This is a genomic window from Streptomyces luteireticuli (assembly GCF_041519305.1).
Lineage (GTDB): Bacteria > Actinomycetota > Actinomycetes > Streptomycetales > Streptomycetaceae > Streptomyces > Streptomyces luteireticuli.
The window spans coordinates 1546244-1565475 of the sequence record NZ_CP167927.1 but is presented as its reverse complement, the minus strand read 5'-3'; the positions used below and the strand labels follow the sequence as shown (position 1 = coordinate 1565475).

11 protein-coding genes and 2 pseudogenes are annotated in these 19232 nt (G+C 71.9%); 6 read left to right on the top strand and 7 right to left on the bottom strand.

The features are described 5' to 3' along the window. Positions 1–18: 18 nt before the first annotated feature. The 3 genes from AB8735_RS06225 (at position 19) to AB8735_RS06215 (ending at position 5989) form a co-directional block, all read left to right on the top strand. Entirely contained in the window at positions 19–1428 is a 1410-nt protein-coding gene (locus tag AB8735_RS06225; RefSeq protein ID WP_372405889.1) for an MFS transporter, read from the top strand. Between the two features lie 159 nt (positions 1429–1587). Continuing rightward, positions 1588–3567 carry an FAD/NAD(P)-binding protein gene (locus AB8735_RS06220; RefSeq protein WP_372405888.1) on the top strand — a complete coding sequence of 660 codons (1980 nt, stop codon included), beginning with the start codon at positions 1588–1590 and terminating at the stop codon, positions 3565–3567. A gap of 532 nt (positions 3568–4099) precedes the next feature. Continuing rightward, on the top strand, positions 4100–5989 hold the full coding sequence (locus AB8735_RS06215; protein ID WP_372405886.1) for a LuxR C-terminal-related transcriptional regulator: 1890 nt from the start codon (positions 4100–4102) through the stop codon (positions 5987–5989). On the opposite strand, the gene AB8735_RS06210 is transcribed toward AB8735_RS06215, so the two are convergent. Continuing rightward, positions 5957–7339, bottom strand: coding sequence for an MDR family MFS transporter (locus tag AB8735_RS06210; protein ID WP_372405885.1), 1383 nt, complete (start codon positions 7337–7339; stop codon positions 5957–5959). The genes AB8735_RS06215 and AB8735_RS06210 overlap by 33 nt on opposite strands. 94 nt (positions 7340–7433) lie before the next feature. Beyond that, positions 7434–8321 (bottom strand): annotated as a pseudogene (locus AB8735_RS06205) (aromatic ring-hydroxylating dioxygenase subunit alpha); the annotation flags it as partial. Positions 8322–8468: 147 nt separating this feature from the next. Here AB8735_RS06205 and AB8735_RS06200 point away from each other — a divergent pair. Next, a complete protein-coding gene (locus AB8735_RS06200; RefSeq protein ID WP_344022683.1) occupies positions 8469–9971 on the top strand; it encodes an NAD(P)/FAD-dependent oxidoreductase in 1503 nt (500 codons plus the stop codon). 129 nt (positions 9972–10100) lie between these two features. Further along, complete coding sequence (locus AB8735_RS06195) at positions 10101–12476, top strand: NACHT domain-containing NTPase (protein WP_372405884.1); 2376 nt, start codon at positions 10101–10103, stop codon at positions 12474–12476. A gap of 26 nt (positions 12477–12502) precedes the next feature. On the opposite strand, the gene AB8735_RS06190 is transcribed toward AB8735_RS06195, so the two are convergent. The 3 genes and pseudogenes from AB8735_RS06190 to AB8735_RS06180 all read right to left on the bottom strand — a co-directional run bounded on the left by AB8735_RS06190 (position 12503) and on the right by AB8735_RS06180 (position 15723). Then, positions 12503–13516 (bottom strand): alpha/beta hydrolase, encoded by a 1014-nt coding sequence (locus AB8735_RS06190; RefSeq protein WP_372405881.1) that lies wholly within the window; start codon positions 13514–13516, stop codon positions 12503–12505. Between the two features lie 14 nt (positions 13517–13530). Beyond that, a pseudogene (locus AB8735_RS06185) lies at positions 13531–14540 on the bottom strand (SDR family NAD(P)-dependent oxidoreductase). 10 nt (positions 14541–14550) lie between these two features. After that, positions 14551–15723 carry a glycosyltransferase gene (locus AB8735_RS06180; RefSeq protein ID WP_372405879.1) on the bottom strand — a complete coding sequence of 391 codons (1173 nt, stop codon included), beginning with the start codon at positions 15721–15723 and terminating at the stop codon, positions 14551–14553. Between the two features lie 179 nt (positions 15724–15902). Here AB8735_RS06180 and AB8735_RS06175 point away from each other — a divergent pair, with 179 nt between their 5' ends. Further along, positions 15903–16736, top strand: a complete 834-nt coding sequence (locus AB8735_RS06175; RefSeq protein WP_372405877.1) for a trypsin-like serine protease — start codon at positions 15903–15905, stop codon at positions 16734–16736. 18 nt (positions 16737–16754) lie between these two features. Here AB8735_RS06175 and AB8735_RS06170 read toward each other — a convergent pair whose 3' ends face one another. After that, positions 16755–17216 carry an NUDIX domain-containing protein gene (locus tag AB8735_RS06170; RefSeq protein WP_372405875.1) on the bottom strand — a complete coding sequence of 154 codons (462 nt, stop codon included), beginning with the start codon at positions 17214–17216 and terminating at the stop codon, positions 16755–16757. A gap of 511 nt (positions 17217–17727) precedes the next feature. Then, positions 17728–19167, bottom strand: a complete 1440-nt coding sequence (locus AB8735_RS06165) for a M20/M25/M40 family metallo-hydrolase (protein ID WP_372405874.1) — start codon at positions 19165–19167, stop codon at positions 17728–17730. Positions 19168–19232 lie beyond the last annotated feature (65 nt).

The window sequence follows — 19232 nt, the reverse complement described above, 5'->3', positions numbered from 1 at the left end:
CCGAAAGCGGTGCAGGGCGTGTCCACAGTGGCGGTGCTCGCGGTCCTCTTAGCGGGCACCTTCATCACCCAGTTCGACTTCTTCGTGGTCAACGTGGCGGCCCCGTCCCTCCAGGACGACCTCGGAGCGGGCGGCACCGCGCTCGAACTCATCGTGGGCGGCTACGCCTTCGCGCTCGCCAGCGGCATGGTCACCGGCGGCCGGCTCGGTGACCTCCTGGGCCACCGGAAGATGTTCGCGATCGGCATGGCGGGGTTCGGCATAGCCTCGCTGCTGTGCGGAATCGCCATGACACCGGGGCAGTTGATCGCCGCACGGCTCGTGCAGGGATTCACCGGCGCCGCGATGGCACCGCAGGTCCTCGCCACCATCACCGCGACCTTCGCTCCCACGGAGCGCCCCCGGGCCATCGCCGCCTACGGGGTGACGGCGGGCATCGGCTCGATCGCGGGCCAGCTGCTCGGCGGCCTGCTGCTCAACGCCGATGTGGCCGGGCTCGGTTGGCGGGCCATCTTCCTGGTCAACGTCCCGATCTGCGCGGTCGTCGCGCTGCTCGCCCCCCGGGTCCTGCCCGCCTCGGAGCCGCGCCGCGGCACCGGCCTCGACCCGGTCGGGGCGCTGGGACTGAGCATCTCGCTCGGCATGATCCTCGTCCCCCTGGCCCTGGGACACTCGTCCGGCTGGGCCGCCTGGACCTGGCTGTGCATGGCGGGCGGGGCCGCGCTCATGGCGCTCACCCTGGGATGGGAGCAGCGGCTCGGCACGCGGGGCGGGGATCCCGTCCTCGACCTGTCGCTGTTCCGCGGCCCGTCGTTCCGGGCGGGCATCGTCGCCAGCGGCGCCTTCTACGTCTACTTCGGCAGCTTCATCTTCACGCTCACCCTGCTCCTGCAGGGCGGCCTCGGCCTGAGCCCGGTCCGCGCGGGCCTCGCCTTCACCCCGATGGGAGTCGCCTACATGGTGACGTCCATCGCGGGCAAGAAGTGGTCGGCCCGCTACGGCATGAACGCCCTCATCGCCGGCAGCGCGGTGACGGCCGTCGGCCTGCTGGTCCTCGTCCTGCGGCTGCACACGGCCGGTGAGGACACCGGCGTGGCCTGGATCTGCGGGTCTCTGTGCCTGGTCGGTCTGGGCAACGGCGTGGTGCTGCCCTCGCTCATCGGCGCCGCCCTGCTGCAAGTTCCCGCGAACAAGGCCGGTATGGCGTCCGGGGCACTCACCACGGCGCAGCAGTTCGCCAGTTCGGCCGGCGTCGCCGCCGTCGGCGCGCTGTTCTTCGCCGTCGCCGGCGACCGCGCGCCCGACACCTCGTATGTGGACGCGATGGTGTGGGCCGCGTCCGTCTGCCTGCTCATGTGCCTCGTCGTGATGAGCATGCTGGCGATCTTCCGCCGGATAGCCGGCCGCCCGGCCCCTGCCGAGAACTGACGTTCCGTCAGCAGATTCCTTCCGTCCCTTCCGATCCTTCCGCCGTCCACCGCCCGGAACCGGGCCCACCTCGCCCGTGGGTCTGGTTCCGTATGCCCCGTCAGTGCCGCACACCCCGATTCAGCCACCGCAACAGGCAACCCAGGAGGAGTTCCGGCCGTGACCGCCAGACCACACACCATATGCCTCGTCGGCGCGGGGCCGCGTGGCCTGTCCGTGCTGGAACGGATCTGCGCCAACGCCCGCCGGGTACCCGCCGGCACGGACATCCACATCCACGTCGTCGACCCGTACGCCCCCGGAGCGGGCGGCGTGTGGCGCACCGGCCAGTCCCGCCTGCTGCTGATGAACACCGTGGCCGGACAGATCTCGGTGTTCACCGACCCGAGCGTCGATCTGGAGGGGCCGTTGGAGCCCGGGCCGAGCCTGTACGAGTGGGCGCAGTCGCTGCTCGCCGGCGAGGCCGACGACACGTGCCCCGACGGGCTGCGCCGCGATGTCCTCGCGGAGGCGCGGGAGCTCGGGCCCGACAGCTATCCCACCCGCGCCTTCTACGGGCAGTACCTGCGCTGGGTCCACGCACGGATCGTGGCCGGCGCCCCGTCCTCGGTCACCGTGACGGAACACCGCACCCGGGCCGTGGCCCTGCGGGACGAGCAGGACGGCGTCACGGACGTCCCCCGGCAGGCCGTCACGCTGGCGGACGGCACGGAACTGCGCCGTCTCGACGCCGTGGTCCTCGCCCAGGGCCACCTGCCGGCCCGCCTCTCGCGGGCCGACCGCGCCCGGGCGGCGCAGACGGCGCGCCACGGGATCCACCACGTCCCGCCGGCCAACCCCGCCGATGTCGACCTCGGCGCGATCCGTCCCGGCCAGGAGGTGATCGTGCGGGGGCTGGGGCTGAACTTCTTCGACTACATGGCACTGTTCACCGTCGGCCGGGGCGGTTCCTTCGCCCGGTCCGCCGGGCGGCTCGTCTACCGGGCGTCGGGCAACGAGCCGCGCCTGTACGCGGGTTCGCGGCGCGGGATCCCGTACCACGCGCGCGGCGAGAACCAGAAGGGACCGCACGGCCGCCACGAGCCGCTGCTGCTGACCCCGGAGCGCATCGCCGCCCTGAAGGCCCGCGCCGTCCTGGAATCCGGCCTCGACTTCATGAGCGACATCTGGCCCCTGGTCGCCAAGGAGGTGGAGACGGTCTACTACCGCACCCTGCTCGCCTCCCGGCAACTCACCCTGCGGGCACGGCGTTTCGAGAGCGCATATGTGAACGCCCCGTGGGGCACCGACGAGGAGCAGCGCATCCTCGACGCCCACGACATCGGGGAGAAGGAGCGATGGGACTGGGACCTGCTCGCCCGGCCGTACCGCGACGAGGAGTTCAGCGGCCCCGCTGCCTTCGAGTGCTGGCTGCTCGACCGGCTGCGCCAGGACGTGGCCGAGGCCCGGGCCGGCAACGTGCACGGTCCGCGCAAGGCCGCCCTGGACGTGCTGCGCGACCTGCGCAACGAGATACGGCAGCTGGTCGACCACGGCGGGCTGCACGGGGACTCGCACCGGGACGGTCTGGACGGCTGGTTCACCCCGCTCAACGCGTTCCTGTCCATCGGTCCGCCGACGCGGCGCATCGAGGAGATGACCGCCCTGATCGAGGCCCGTGTCCTGACCGTGGTCGGTCCCGGGATGCGGGTGGACGTGGACGAGGCGACCGGTGTCCTCACCGCGCACTCGCCCGTGGTGCCCGGTTCCGAGGTCCGCGCCGGAGCCGTCGTCGAGGCCCGGCTGCCGGGGATCACGCTGCGCGACACCGATGACGCGCTGCTGCGGGGCCTGCTGGACGCGGGGGAGTGCGCCCCGTACCGGATCAGGACCAGGGACGGTGGGTGGTACGAGACCGACGGGCTCTCCGTCACCCCCCGCCCCTTCCGGCTCGTGGACGTCCGGGGCCGCGCGCATCCGCGGCGCTTCGCCTTCGGCGTGCCCACCGAGTCGGTGCACTGGGTGACCGCGGCCGGCATCCGTCCCGGGGTCAACTCCGTCACTCTCACCGACTCCGACGCCATCGCACGGGCCGTACTCGTCTGCTCCGGCGCGGCCCTGGACGGCCGGGGCGCCGGACGGGCAGGGGCGGTCGCCTGAGCCTCGTGCCGCACCGCCGCACCGCCGCTCGGACCCAGGAGCGGGAGCCGGATCCCCACCCGGTTCCCGCTCCTGTCGTTTGCGCGACGCACACCGAGGCCCGGCTCCCGGAGGTGACATTTCCGGGACGAAGTGCGGACCGATCACGAGCCGTCGCGATCACGAACCCGGCCGTCCGGCCCGCCCGGTGGCGGGCGGGCCCGGCGTTCCCCGGCCGTTCCCTTGGGCTCCGCCCGCCGTGAAATATCCCTCCACGGCCGCCCGTTGGGCAAAATATTCCCACGTTCCCGTAGTGGTTGGTAGCTGAACATAGTTTTGCCCGGCCGTTAGTGCGACGTGGAGTACCATCGCGTGCGTTGCTTCCGGCGGCTGTCGGGTGCGTGCTCGGGTGATGTACCGTGGCGCTCTGCCGGTCGTACTCGTGGGTAACTCGGATCGGGGTGAGTGGATTTGCCGGTGACGGATTTTCCGGCTCTGTATCGCCCGGTCAACTGAATTTCGAAATCGGCCGCTACACACTAATGGGTGTCAAGTGCTCGATAACGTCATCACTTCGCGCCAGATGCTTTCCCTCTCCTATCCGGAACTCGACGAGCTCTCCGCCGGCGCGCGGCAGTTCGTCCAGGCGGCGGCCCTCGTCGGGGAGGGTTTCACGCTGCAGGAGGTCGCCCAGCTGCAGTCGGTGACCACGCTGAGTCTGCTGCCCCTGCTCGACGAGGCCCTCGCCGCCGGGGTGGTCGATTTCGCCGGCGACCGCCTGGCATTCGCCTCGGCGGAGGTCCACCGGGCCCTCCGGGAACAAGTCCCCAGCCGGGTGGGGCGCATGCTTCTCCACAGCGTCTCGCCCTCCCACCTGCATGAGGCGGCCGGTCCGGCCGTTCCCGGGGAAGAGGCCGTGTTTTCCCCGGAAAACTCCTCGGGCAACTCCACTGGCAACTCCACTGGCAACTCCACTGGCAACTCCACTGGCAACTCCTCGGGTGTCGCCGAGGATTTGCTGTCCGGGCTGTTCCGGGCGGAGAGTTCGGCGGGGGAACGATTGTCGTCCTCCGCGGAGGACGAGTTGCGCACCGAGCTGACCCGCCAATTGTCCGGATCGACCGATGCCGCCGCGGCCGGGAACGAGGCGGATCTGGTCGTCCGGCTCTTCAAGGACGATGCACGGGGACGCAAGGACTGGGCCCGGGAAATCCTGCGGGTCCACCGGGCCACGCCCGTCTCTGCTATCGCCGCAATCGTGCTGTCGAACCTCGAATGGGCCGCGGGCTCGCTCGACGAAGGACTGCACTGGGGCCGTGAGGCGCTCCGCCTGGCGAACGACGCCCTTCCCGTCACCTGGCGGCCCTATCCGTCGCTGGCACTCGGGGCCAAGCTGAATCAGCTCGGGCGGTTCTGCGAAAGCGCCACCGAAATCGGCCGGGCACGTGCGCTGGCCGAACGGCTGCACCACCACCGGGCGATCACCGATTCCATGATCGCGAACGGCCGGGTCCTGATGGGCCGGGGCCACATGGCCCAGGCCGAGGCCGAACTCGCCTCGTCCGTCTCCCTGGCACGGCGGCTCGGCGACAGCACGACCGCCTCCCACGGGCTGGCACTGATGTCGTTGATATCCCTGGCGCGGGGCGAGAACGGCCGGGCCGCCGACCAGGTGTGGCGGGCGGGCACGGAGCTCGCCGGGAGACCCCGCGCGGCGCTGGTCGCCCACCAGTGGGCCGACGTCCGGGTGTCCGCCGAGCACGCGGATCCGCGCAACGCCGTGAAGCTGCTCGTGGGCCGCTACCCCGAACTCGTCACCGAGCCCTCCCTGTTCCTGCGCGACCATGCGGCGGCCGCCTGGCTCGTACGGCTGGCCCGGCGGGCCGAGGACACCTCGCTCGCCGCGTCCGCCGTCCGCGCCGTGGAGCGGCTGGCGCAGCCGTCCGCCGCGGACCCCGCGTACACGGCGGCGGCGCTGCACGCCTGGGCCCTGCTGCACGACAACGTGGAGGCCCTGGAGTGCGCGGTCCGGCAGCACCGTTACCCCTTCGCGGCGGCCGCGGCGGACGAGGACCTCGGCATGCTGCTCATGAGACGCGGGGACCGCGAGGCATCGGTCGGCAGACATCTGCGCGCGGCCCGGGACCGTTACCGCTCCATCGGCGCCAGCGCCGCCGCCACCCGGGTCGAATCCGTCCTCCGCGAGCTGGGCACCGGATTCTTCCCGCCCCGGTCGAACCCGGCCTCCCCGGCCGCCGTCCCGCTCGACGACCTCACGGAGGCCGAACTCCGCATTGCCCACCTGGTGGCCGGCGGCATGACGAACCGGCAGGTGGCCACCCGCCTCGGGCGCTCGCCGCACACCGTCAACTACCACCTCCGGCAGATCTTCCGGAAGCTCGACATCGGCTCACGCGTCGAACTGGCCCGGCTGTTGGACTGAAGCCTCGGGCAGAGGCTGCTTCCCGAGCAGAAGGGCGAGTGCCAGGGCGAGCGCCATGAAGGGCACCGTCCAGGCGAAGACGGAGCGGAACGCCGCCGCGTCCGGGACGGGGCCGTGCGTCCCGGCGGCGAGGATCGCGCCGAAGAGGGCGGCGCCGAAGGCCCCGCCGAGCGAGCGGAAGAAGTTCAGCACGCCCGTGGCAGTGCCGATGTGGTCGTGGGCCACGGAGAACTGGCCGACGAGGATGCAGACCTGGACGAAGAAGCCGATGCCGATACCGGTGACGGCCAGCGGAACGATCAGGGCGACGGCGCCGGTGTTCCGGTCGGCATGGCCGAGGACGGTCATCGAGGCCGCGACGAGGACCGCGCCGACGACGGGATAGGGCTTGTAGCGGCCGGTCCGGCCGATGAGGAGGCCGGAGAGCACCGCGGCGGCCACGAGGCCGAGGAGCAGGGGGATGACGTAGAGCCCGGCGGTGAAGGCGGACGTGTGCTGCACGGTCTGCAGGAACATCGGCGCGTACAGCATGCCGGCCATCAACACCAGGGAAGCGAGCAGGAACTGGACCGCCACCAGGCTGAAGTCGGTGGAGCGGAACAGGTGCAGCGGGGTGATCGGCTCGGCCGCCCGGTGCTCGACGAGGAGGTATCCGCCCAGGGAGACGACGGCGAGCCCGGCCGGAGCGAGGACGGCGGGGGACGACCAGGGGTGGTCGTGTCCGCCCCAGGTGGTGAACAGGACGACGCTGGTGGTGAACACGGTGACGGTGACGGCACCGAGGATGTCGACCCGGCCCTCGCCCGCGGGGCCGGGCAGCCGGAGCTTCGCGGCGACCGCGACGAGCGCGAGGGCGCCGATGGGCAGGTTGACGTAGAAGATCCAGCGCCAGGAGAGCCCGTCGGAGAAGGCGCCGCCGCACAGGGGCCCGGCGATGAGGGCCGCGGCGGCGACTGCGCCGAGGGCGGCCTGGAGCCTGGCCCGGCGGCGCGGGGAGGCCAGGTCGCCGGTGATGGCCATGACCAGCGAGGTGATCGCCCCGCCGCCGACGCCCTGCAGCGCTCGCGAGGCGGCCAGCAGGGGAAGAGTACGGGCGACTCCGCTGAGCAAGGAGCCCACCAGGAAGACGACGACGGTCAGTTGGAGGACCTTCTTGCGGCCGTAGAGGTCGCCGAGCCTGCCGGAGAGCAGGGTGGAGACCGAGCCGGTGAGCAGATAGGCGGTCGCGATCCAGGAGATGTCCGCTCCCGCGCCGAGGTCCGCGCCGATGCCGGGCAGGGCGGTGGCGACGATCGTCTGGTCCAGGTTGGCCATGAACAGCGCCAGCATCAGGGGGATCACGAGCATCATGGGACGGCCTCACGGGGGCGGGTAGAACTGGCGGACCCAGTGGCGGTAGAGGCCGATGGCCTCGTCGCCGGTGGTGAGGCGGGGGGCGAGGCTCATAGCGCTTGGTGTTCCAGATCGTCACGTCCTGCAGGACCTTGCGGGTCGCGCCCAGCAGCAACCCGTGGGCGACGGCGCGGTGCAGGGGCGACGTGCTCGCGGACCGCGGTGACCGGCTGCCCGAGCAGGCCGACGCGACGGTCAGGAGCGTGCGCCCGGACGCGGTCGGCGTATGGAGGGCCCAGAGGTAGGTGACGAGTCCGAGCCGGGGCAGGGCGGCCTCGACGCGCAGACACCCCAGCCCGGCCATGAGGAAGGAGTGGTCGACCTGGAACCTGCGCAGAGCGGCGGGCCGGGCCGGGCCGAGCCTGAGGCGATAACGCAGGTACGGGCCTTCCGCCTTCGGCGGATCCAGTTCCCGCAGGGTCACCCGGTGCACGACCGGCAGATGCCGGTAGTCGCAGGCGTTCTCGGGGAGTTCCTGGGCGGGGGCGTGGACCTCGATGCTCCAGAGGGCCGTCGGAACGACTCCGCCCGGGGCCGTCTCCGGGGCCTCCCAGGTGGGCCCGGTACCGTCGGGCGCGTACCAGCCGAAGACCATGCCGTTGCGTTCGTGGATCGTATGGTGCTCCACCCGCGCACGCGGGGGCCTGCCGTCGGGCGTTGCGACGCATGTGCCGTCAGGGGCGAAGGCGAAGTGATGGAAGGGGCATACGAGGTTCAGGCCCTCGACGGTGCCTCCGGCGCCGAAGTGGGCGCCGAGGTGCGGGCAGTAGGGGTGCACCGCATAGGGCGTTCCGTCGTCGGTGCGGTAGAGGACCACGTCCTCGCCCGCCAGCCGCCGGGTCAGGACGCGGCCGGGGGCCAGCTCGCGGGAGAGCGCCAGGAAGAACCAGCCGCTCGGGTAGGGGAGTTCCCGGTCCGATGGATCCACCTCCACCGTCATGACGCGGAGTTTTCGCCGGAAAGGTGATCGATACACCCTTAGCGGGGGCGAGTCACTCATATGAGTTGCGTTCTCGTTGCACCCCTTGTTCTGGTATCGCCAATTGGTACGTTCACCACCTCGGCGGACTACCAGGGGGGAGACGCCATGGCCGACGGAGCGACGGAAGTCGCCGTCATCGGCGCCGGTCTCTCCGGCATCGCCGCGGTGATCGCCCTGCGCCGGGCCGGCTTCGACGACGTCGTCGTGCTGGAGAAGTCCGCGCACACGGGCGGCACATGGCGCGACAACGCCTACCCCGGCTGCGGCTGTGACGTCCCCGCCATGCTGTACGAGTACTCCTTCGCCCCCCACGCCTGGAAGAGGTGCTTCGCCCCCCGGTCCGAGATCCTGGACTACCTGCGGACCACCGCTTCGGACCACGGCCTGGACAGGGCCGTCCACCACGGCGTGGAGGTGCTGGAGGCGCGGTGGGACGCGGCCGCGCACCACTGGGTCCTACGGACCACCGCCGGCACCCGCACCGCCCGTTCCGTCGTCGTGGCCACCGGCCCCTGGCACCGCCCCCGTTACCCGGACATCCCCGGCCTCGACACCTTCCCCGGCCCCGTCTTCCACTCCGCCCGCTGGAACCACGACGTCGACCTGACCGGCCGCCGTGTCGCCGTCGTCGGCACCGGGGCGTCCGCCGTGCAGTTCGTCCCCGAGATCCAGCCCCGGGCGGAGCGCGTGGACGTCTTCCAGAGCACCCCGCAGTGGGTGCTGCCCAAGCCCGACTACGCCCTGCCGCCGGCCCTCCACCGGCACCCGGTCGTGCGCCGCGCCTTCCGCGGCCAGCACTACTGGACCCAGGAGGCCATCGGCCTCCTCCTGCGCCACCCCCGTCTGCTGCCGCCCCTCGAGGCCATGGCCCGGCTCCATCTGCGCAGGTCCGTCCCCGACCCGGCCCTGCGCCAGGCGCTGACTCCCCGCTACCGCTTCGGGGTTCGCCGCATCATCGCCTCCGACACCTATTATCCGGCCCTCACCAGGCCCAACGTTCGGCTCCACCCCACCCGGGTCGCCTCCGTGCAGGACCGGGAGGTCATCGGCGCCGACGGCACCCGCGTCCGCGCCGACGTCGTCGTCCTCGCCACCGGCTTCCGTGTCGGCGCCGCGCCGTTCGCCCTCCACGGCGCCGACGGCACCACCCTGGCCCGGAGCTGGGAGCGCGACCGCCGTGCCTACCTCGGCACCAGCGTCAGCGGGTTCCCCAACCTCTTCCTGCTCCCGGGGCCGAACCTGTTCTCCGGCACCACCGCGGTCCCCACCGCCGTGGAGGCCCAACTCCACTACATCGTCAGCGCCCTCGTCCACCTCCGCGCCGGCGGATACACCTCCTTCGACGTCCGGCCGGAGGTCCAGGACGCGCACCACACGGCCCTTCAGGCGGCGTTGCGGACCACCGTCTACAACACCGCCGACGGGTCCGGCTATTACTTCGGCCTTCCCGGGGTGAACACCTTCTGCTGGCCCTGGTCCACCGGCCGGCTCGTGAAACGGCTGCGCTCCTTCGCGCCCGACGCATACCTCTGGTCGACACCGCCCCGGCGGCCCGGGTCCGCCCCGCTCCTGTCGCACGCCGCGGGAGAACACCGCCGGGAGAAGTGAGACCGGGAGGAGCGGGACCGGGAGAAGCGGGAAGGGGCGCCGCCGCCCCCAGGATGCCGCGCGTCCCGCCGCGCTAGAGTCCTCGCCTCGGCAAACGCGTGTCCGAGGGAGAGGTCGTGACCTGTGGCCATGGAGTTCGGCACCCTGTTACGGCAACTGCGGCACAACAGGGGAATGACCCAGGAGACCCTGGCGGAGCGCGCGGGAGTGGGCGTGCGTACCGTCCGGGGGCTGGAGACGGGAGAGCGGGCCGACCCCAGGGTGGCCACGGTGCGGCTGCTCGCCGACGCACTCGGACTGCGGCCCGCGGAACGCGAGGAGTTGCTGGCGGCCGCCGTCCGCCGGACCGGGCCCGGGGACCGGCCCGACGGCTCGGCCGACCATGTCGAATCCGCCGCCGGGCAGCCGGGTTCGGCGTGGTACGAGCCCCTGGCCGAGGTCGCCGAGCTGCTTGCGCAGTCGGTGACCACCCGCTGGCAGCGCGAGGAGGAGCACCGGCAGGTCCACGACCCGTATCCGCTGCCGGTGCGCTGGCGGCCGGTTCCCGAGGAGTTGACCGACCACTGGGCCAACATCCTCCGCCTGCCCGCCGGGAGCGCGCACGGCCCGCTCGACCTGAGCGGGCGGCTGGACGAGATCGTGGGTGTGTACCGGCGGATCCCGTCCGGGCGGCTGGTGGTGCTGGGCCGGTCCGGCTCGGGGAAGACGATCCTCACCGTGCGGTTCGTCCTCGACCGCCTGAAGTCGAGAGCCCTGACCGAGGCCGTACCGGTGATCTTCAGCATCGGCTCGTGGGACCCCTCCGCCCTCACCTTCCGGGACTGGCTCGCCGCCCAACTGACCCGCGATCACCCGGGTCTCACCGCCCCGGGCCCCGGCGGGTCCCCTCTGGCCGCCGCGCTGGTGGAGTCCGGATGGGTGCTCCCGGTGCTGGACGGTTTCGACGAGATCGCCGACGGTCTGCGCCGCCCCGCGCTGGAGGCGCTCAACGCCACGACCCTGCCCCTGCTGCTGACGAGCCGTCCCGCGGAGTACGCGGCCGCCGTGGCGGAGACCGACGTGCTCACCTCCGCCGCCGCGGTGGAGCTGACCGATCTCACCCTGGACGACCTGGCCGACTACCTGCCGCGCAGCACGCGCAAGGCCCGAGGCGCGAACCCCGGGGGAACCGCCTGGGATCCCGTCCTGGCCGCACTGCGCGAACGGCCGGACAGCCGGGCCTGCGCCGACCTCGCCACCGTTCTTACCACCCCGCTGATGGTCACGATCGCCCGCGCCGTCTACAGCGACACTCCCGGCCACGACCCGGCCTCGCTCCTGGACACCCGCCGGTTCGACGGCCCCGGGCAACTGGAGGAGCACTTCCTCGACAACTTCGTCACCGCCGCCTACCGGCCCCGGCCGGAACACCTGCCGCGCAGCGGGCCGCGACCGGACATCGACCCGGAACGCGCCCGGTACTGGCTCGGCCACCTCGCCGATCACCTGACCCGGCTCGGCACCCCCGACCTGGAGTGGTGGCGCCTCGGTTCGGGGCTGCGCCGCCGTACGCGCGCGCTGGTGACCGCACTGGTGGCCGCGACGGCGGTCTGTCTGACCATGGGGCTCGTCATCGGGACGGCCGGTGCCTCGGGCGGCGCTTTTACCGGCTCCTGGCACAACGTCGCGATCCAGTTCGTGAACGTGGCGACCGCAGGGCTCTTCACCGGGCTCGCCCTGGGGACCGCGTACTGGTTCATGTTCGCGGCCAAGGACACCGCCGTGCCGCCCTCCGGAATGCGCGTGAGGGTGTTCGGCGGGGCCCGGAGGGCCGGGCGGAGCATCCCCTCCCGGCTCATGATCGGGTTGGCCTGCGGGGTCTCCTACGGCTTCGGCTACGGCTTCGTCTGGGGAATGCTCAACTGCTTCCTCCTGCGCATCGGCTTCCCGGAGTTCCTGGACATCGGCTTCAGGGACGGCATCCTCTTCGGAGTCGTCTTCGCCCTGGGAGCCGGACCCGCCTTCGGCCTCCAGGCCTTCCTCGAAACCCCGCTCGACGTCCAGTCGGCGGTCAATCCGGTGGGCCTGCTGCGCACGAACCGCCGGACGATCACTGCCCAGTTCCTCCTCTGGACCCCTGCCTTCGGGCTCCTGGTCGGCTCCGGGGCCCTGGTGATGATGCGTCCCATGTCGGTGGTCCTGGGGCCGATCAGCTGGGAGCTCTCGTCGTTGGTCCAGGTCGGTGTCACCAGCGGTCTCGGCGGTGTACTCAGCTACTTGCTCTCCTTCACCGCCTACGGCCAGTGGGTGGTCTTCTCCCGGATCTGGCTGCCGCTGACCGGTCGGCTGCCCTGGCCCGTCGTCGCCTTCCTGGAGGACGCCTACCGGCGCGGCGTCCTCCGCCAGGCCGGCGCGGTCTACCAGTTCCGCCACGCCCGCCTCCAGGAACACCTCGCCCGCACCCATCGGGCACCCGGCGCCCCCCGGCGGCCGACCGGGCCGGACGGCGCCGCGCCCACGCGATAACGGCCGTCATCGCGTGGGCTGTTGTCTCAAGGCGTCGGCCCGGTCATGTGCTCGCTGATCCACTGGATCGGTCCCATGCCCATGCTCGGCACATAGGTCTTGGCGTTGTGCTCGCCGTCCGGGATCTCCCGCAGCGTGGTGTGCACCGGTCCCTTGTTGCCGTAGGACGCGATGAAGTCCTTGGTGTTCTTCATCGACGTCCGCTCCTTCGTGCCGACCTGGAAGGCGAGGTAGACGTCCGGGCCCTTGCCGTCGATCAGCCGCTTCGCCAGCACCTCCGGGTTGTTCGCGGCCTTCTCCTCGGAGTGGCCGGCCCAGAGCGGGGAGTCGGGGACGATGTCCGGGCCGGAGGCGATCACGGCCTTGAACTTGTCGGGGTGCTGGAGCACCGCCTTCAGGCCCGCGAAGGCGCCGGAGGAGGAGCCCATGAAGGCCCAGCCGTCACGCTGCTTCAGCGTACGGAAGTTGGCCTTGATCAGGTCCGGGACGTCCTCGGTCAGCCAGGTGCCCATCTTGGGCTGCCCGGGGATGTCGCTGCCGTCGTAGTAGTTCTTGTCGTCCGGGTTGAGCACCGGCATCGCCACGATGAAGGGCAGGCTCTTGCCCTCCTTCGACCACTGGGCGATCGAGGACTGGAGCTTGAGGTCCGTTCCCATCCAGTAGTTGACCGGGTAGCCGTTGCCGCCGGGCAGGGCGATCAGGACGGGGAAGCCGGACTTGGCGTACTTGGGGTCGTCGTACTGCTTCGGGGCCCAGACCCACACCTTGCCCTTGAAGCCGGACTTCTTGCCGTCCAGGGTGACCACACCGATCTTGGTGCCGTCCTGCACGGTGTTGGCGACCCGGAAGTCGGCCTTCGGGCCGGTGGGCATGAGGGTGCCATGGGCTCCCGTGCCCGCCCCGCCGCCGTCCTTGCCGAAGGTGATCGGGTCGCCCTCGTCGGAGAAGGCGCCGGTGAACTTCAGCACCGGCCAGGCGATCAGGGCCAGGGCGGCCACGCAGGCCACGGCCCATATGGGGCGGCGTTTGGTCGTCGTCATGTCGTCGTTCCTTCTCAGACCTGGTAGCGGTCGGGGGCGAAGAGGTGCAGGTTGTCCCTGACCCAGTCGGAGGTGCGGGCCAGGCCCTCCTCCAGGTCCACCCGCGGGGTCCAGCCGGCCCATTCGCGGGCACGGGAGTTGTCCGAGAGCAGCCGCTCGACCTCGCTGCCGGACGGCCGCAGCCGCGACTCGTCCACGACGACCTTCGCGTCCCGGCCCGAGGCGCGGATCAGCGAGGCGGCCAGATCGCCGATGGAGATCTCGCGCCCGGTGCCGAGGTTGACCGCGTGCCCGACCGCCCGGTCGCAGTCGGCGAGGGCCAGGAAGCCCTCCGCGGTGTCGGTGACATAGGTGAAGTCACGGGTGGGAGAGACCGAACCCAGCCGGATCTCGTCGGCGCCGGAGTGCAACTGGGCCAGGATCGTGGGGATCACCGCACGGGCGGACTGCCGCGGGCCGTAGGTGTTGAAGGGGCGCACCACCGTGACGGGGAGGTCGAAGGAGTGCGCGTACGACAGCGCCAGCATGTCCGCGCCGATCTTCGAGGCGGAGTACGGCGACTGGGGCTGGAGCGGATGGTCCTCGCGGATCGGGACGGTCCGGGCCGTGCCGTAGACCTCGCTGGTCGAGGTGTGCAGCATGCGGCGCACGCCGTGGCGGCGGCAGGCCCCGGCCACGTTCTCGTACCCGCCACATTGGTCTGGACGTACGCCTCGGGGGACGCGTAGCTGTACGGGATGCCGATGAGCGCCGCCAGATGGAAGACGGTGTCGCATCCGGCGACGGCGTCCGTCACGCGGTTCGCGTCCCGTACGTCCCCCGCCAGGATCTCCACGGGGGAGCCGGGCCCGAAGTGGCGGGCCAGATGGCCGCGTTCGGCGTAGGGCTTGTAGTGCGCGAGCACGCGCACCCGCGCCCCGCGCTCGACCAGCAGGTCCACCAGCGTGGAGCCGATGAACCCCTCGGCGCCGGTGACCAGGACGGTCCGGTCGTGCCAACCGGTCCGGACGTCGTTCGCGTTCATGTCGTGCTCCTCAACTCGTCATCAGGGCAGGGGTGCGGCGGCCGGCCAGACGCAGCACCCACGCCGCCATCAGGTCGGCGGCCGCCGCATGGGTGCCGGGGCGGGCGGCGGCGCCCATCGCGGCCAGCCGCCGCGGATCGGCGAGCAGCGGGCCGATCAGCTCCGCCAGCCGCTCGCCGTCCGTCTCCGCGTCCGGCAGCAGCAGCCCGGCGCCGGTGTCGCTCAACACCCGGGCGTTGTGCGTCTGGTGGTCGTGCGGGGCGTGCGGGTACGGGACGAGCACGGCGGGCATCCCGAGCTCCGCCAGCTCCGCCACCGTGGCCGAACCGGCCCGGCACACCATGAGGTCGGCGGCCGCGTAGGCCAGGTCCATGCGGTCCAGGTAGCCGACGGCCGTGGCGACGTGCGCGGACCCGTCCGCGGCCAGCCGGGCCCGGACGTCGTCCAGCGCCGCCGGACCGGTCTTGATCACCAAGTGGACGTCCGTACGGGCCTTCCAGCGCCGGGCCAGGCCGACCGCGGCCTCGGTGAGCCGGGCCGCGCCGAGGCTGCCGCCGTTGAACAGCACCGTCCGTGCGTGGGGCGGCACGCCGAACGCGTGCCGGGCGGTGCCGCGCAGGGCTTCCCTGGCCGTCCGGTCGAGCCCTGCCACCGCCCCGGCCAGGGGCATGCCCACGGTTCGCGCCCGCTCGGCGGTGCGGTCCGGCAGATGGCGGCGCGTACGGTCGAAGGCCAGCGCCACGTGCGGGGTGAGCGCGGCCGCGAAGCGGTTCGCGCGCCCCGGCACCGCGTTGGACTCGTGCACCAGCGCGGGCCGTCCCGCCAGCCGTGCCCCGAGCACGGCGGGCGCGCTCGGATACCCGCCCATGCCGATGACGACCTGGGCGCCCTGCTCCTCGATCACCCGTCGCGCCTGGAGCCCCGAGCGGAGCAGATCGGCGGGCAGCAGGAATCTGCGGGCGCCGAGCGACGGATCGAAGGGGATCATGTCGACTGTGTGCAGCCGGTACCCGGCCTCCGGTATCAGCCGCGTCTCGAGCCCGCGGTCGGTCCCGACGAAGCTGATCACCGCGTCCGGCACGGCTCTTCGCAGCGCCTCGGCGACGGCCAGGCCGGGGTAGATGTGGCCGCCGGTACCACCCGCTCCGACGACCACCGAGAGGGTGTCGTGTGCTGTAGCCATGGCCACAGCATGGAGAAATGCCCTAAGAGGGTTTTAAGAGGTGTTTTGGGGGCCGGGTGGGCGGACGCCCGGCGGGAGGATAACCCCCCGTTCCCCGGTCCGGCTGCCCGGATGGTCCGGCGGGCGGCAGACGCGGAGGATGAACGGACCCGCATCCCCGATCACCGGAGGCGTCCATCATGTCCAGTGTTGCCGGTCCGAAGCCCGCACGCCGTCGTACAGCACGTGCCGCGACCGTCGCCCTGGCCGTCGCGGTGTGCGCCACCGCGATGACCTCCGGCGCAGGAGCGATCGTCAACGGGAAGGCGTCGGAGGAGCGTTACCCCTTCATGGCCACCATCCCGTTGCCGATCGGGACGATTCGCGACGACGGCACCTGCGGTGCGTCGCTGATCGACCCGCAGTGGGTGCTGACGGCGGCCCATTGCGTCGACCCGGCGAGCGGCGTGACCCCGGACGGCATCGTCCGGATCGGCAGCCCGCACCGGCTGTCCGGGGGCACGGTGCGTTCCATCGCGCGGACAGTGGTCCACACGGGCTTCCGCCTCGGCGAAGGAGAGGGACCCAACCGGAACGACGTCGCGCTGGTCCGGCTGGACCGCCCGGTCGTGGAGCAGCCCGTCCGCATCGCCGCCCGGCCCGGGCCGCCCGGCACCCCGACCCGGCTCCTGGGCTTCGGCACCGTCGTCGACACGAGGGACTACAAGGCGATGAAGTTCCCGGACCGGCTCCGGGAGTTGGAGGCCCGAAGAGGCGCGGACGCCGAATGCGCCCCCGGCTACGCGGGGGAGACCCGACTGTGCACGATCAGCCGGGTCCCGCACGCCATGGCGTGCTTCGGGGACTCCGGCGGACCGCAGCTCCAGCGCGGCAGGGACGGCCGGTGGGAGCTGATCGGGGTCACCTCGGGCCCCGGTGCTCCGGACCTGCCGTGCGCGGCGGGGCCGGGGTTGTACAGCAGCGTGCCCGCGTATGCGGGATGGATCCGCGAGACGGTGGGCGGGCGCGGGTGATCGCTTCCGTCCGGGCGGTCAACGTGCCGTCCCGGCGCGCCATGCGTCGAGGACGGCCCGGACCGCGGTGGAGGTTCGGTGGTGCTGGGCGCTGTCGGCCCACCGGTATGCGTCGTGTTCGGTGAGCTTGATCGCCTCACCTGTGGCGGCGACGGTGAAGTTGAACTGGCGGGTGGCGCGTCCGCTGCCGGAGCGGTAGTCGAAGTACCCGAGGTAGTCCCCGATGGTGCTGACCATCAGCCCCGTCTCCTCGGCGACCTCCCGCCGCAGCGCCTCGGCCAGGTCTTCACCGCCGTCGACGCCGCCCGAGGGCAACTCCCACAGGCCGCCGAGATAGTCGCCGGCCGGCCGGCGCAGCAGCAATACCTTGCCGTCGCCGTCCGCGATGACGGCGCCGACGACGGTCTTGGCGATGCCGTCGCGCTCTGCGGCGCGGGCGAGATCGACCAGGAGCGCGGGGGTGGTGGGCGAGAAGGTCACAGCAGGTCCTTCGCGTGGGGGACGGCTTTGGCGATGGCCGCGGTGTGGTCAGCGGCAGTTTGAAGGTGGTGGAGTACATGTGCTCGGCCGTCGGGAGGCCGTCGGCTGCACCATGGTGAATGGGCCGATTTCAGGCTCACCCGAGGACGCCGGGCGACCTCGGGTGGCTTGATGTTCTGGGCGAACAGCTCCGCCGCCCGCAGCCGCACCGCCTCCCGGCGCTGACGGCCCCAGCGGTCGGCCTGCTCCCATCCGCATGCCTTACCCAGCACGGAGTACCACCGACACACCTACCGCATCAGGGACTTCGAGGAATACCACCCTTACGTGCCGAGATCGATGACGCCCGCTCAGGACCTCAACACACCGTCGAGCTTCTCCCAGTCGGCCCAGCCGCCACCGGGATTCGTCTGCCCGGCGGTGGAACATGCCCCCGCCGCTGTCGATGCCGAACAGTTCCAGCCGGCCGTCCAGCGGCTGGTCTTGGGGAAACGGGTCCGGCCGCAGGGCTTCACGCCTGGGGCGCGGGGAAGGCGACCGGGCTGCGCAGGCCGGAGCGGTTCAGCGCGCGGATGCCGAAGAAGACGTTGTCCTTGGACATGTCGACGGTGTGCCGGGTCACGTTCCCGGCCGGGATGACGTGGGTCCACTCCGATTCGGTCGTCTCCCGCCACACCACCTCGTACCCGGCGAGGTCCGGCTCCGGGCCGCGCTCCCACACCAGCTCGGTGGAGTTGCCGAGGGCGGCGGTGCGGATCTTCGCGCCGCGCGGGGTGCCGGGGGCCTGGGCGAGCGACCACAGGGCGGCTCCGTTCACCCGGGCCACCCGGGCGATGAAGCCGAAGTCGCAGAACTCGGGCAGGTCCCCGTACTGCTTGCCGTCCACCATCCGCACGTCCTGGTGCTGGTGCGCGTAGTTCTCGGCGGGCTCGGTGAACCGGGCCGCCGGATAGCCCTGTTGGAGGAACGGGATGTGGTCGCCGCTGCGAAGATAGCGGTCGCGGCGGTAGATCACCCGTACCCGCATCCCCGTCGCGTCGTTCTCGGCGGTGTCCCGGACGAACCGGGCCAGCTGGCGCGAGGGCGAGTCGTTCTCGCCGCCCACCGAGCGCCGCACCTCGGCCTGCTCCGGCGTCTCCGAGGTCGGCACCCCCTCGGCGAACAGCCGGATCGTGTACGGGTCGCGCGAACCGTCCTCGGCGGTCGGGCTCCCCACGATGTCGTTGGTGAACATGGCCTGTATGTCGGCCTGTTGGCCATGGAAAGTCTTGGCCATGTGCCCGGACCCGCACAGTCCCTGCTCCTCGCCCGCCACCGCCGCGAACACCACGGTCGCGGCCGGCCGACGGGTCGCGAAGACCCGGGCCAGCTCCAGGACGACGGCCACCCCGGAGGCGTCGTCGTCGGCGCCGGGCGCGTCGCCGCTCGCGTTCATGGGGTCGCTGCACCGTGTGTCGTAGTGCCCCGATACCACATAGATCCGGTCGGGTGTCACCGAACCCCGGATCGTGGCAACGACGTTGGTGATCCTGGTCGGCACCGGGACGCGGGGTCCGGGTTGTTGGATGAACGACTGGAGTTCCACGGTCATCCGGCCGCCGGAGACCCGTGCGGAGCGGCGCAGCTCGGCGAGGAGCCAGTCACGGGCCGCGCCGACGCCGCGTACGGGATCCTCCTGGGAGGAGAGGGTGTGCCGGGTGCCGAAGGAGACCAGCTTGCGGACGGTCGCCTCGATGCGGCGCGGGCTGATCTCCCGCAGCAGTGCGCGGAGTTCGGGCGAGGGCGGTTGCCCGGTGGGCCGGTGGCGGGCGGGCCCGGACTGTGCGGGTTCGGCCACTGCCGACGGCAGCCCGAGGGCCGCCGCGCCGACCGTGGCCGCGCCGAGCACCGTACGCCGTGCCGCGCCCCGCCCGTTGGATCTGCTGCCCGCGTTCTCACCCGGCTGCGTCATGCCGCCATCGTCACGCCCGCCTCAGCGCCCTCGCAAGGTTCGGTTTCGGCCCGGCACGGGTCGTG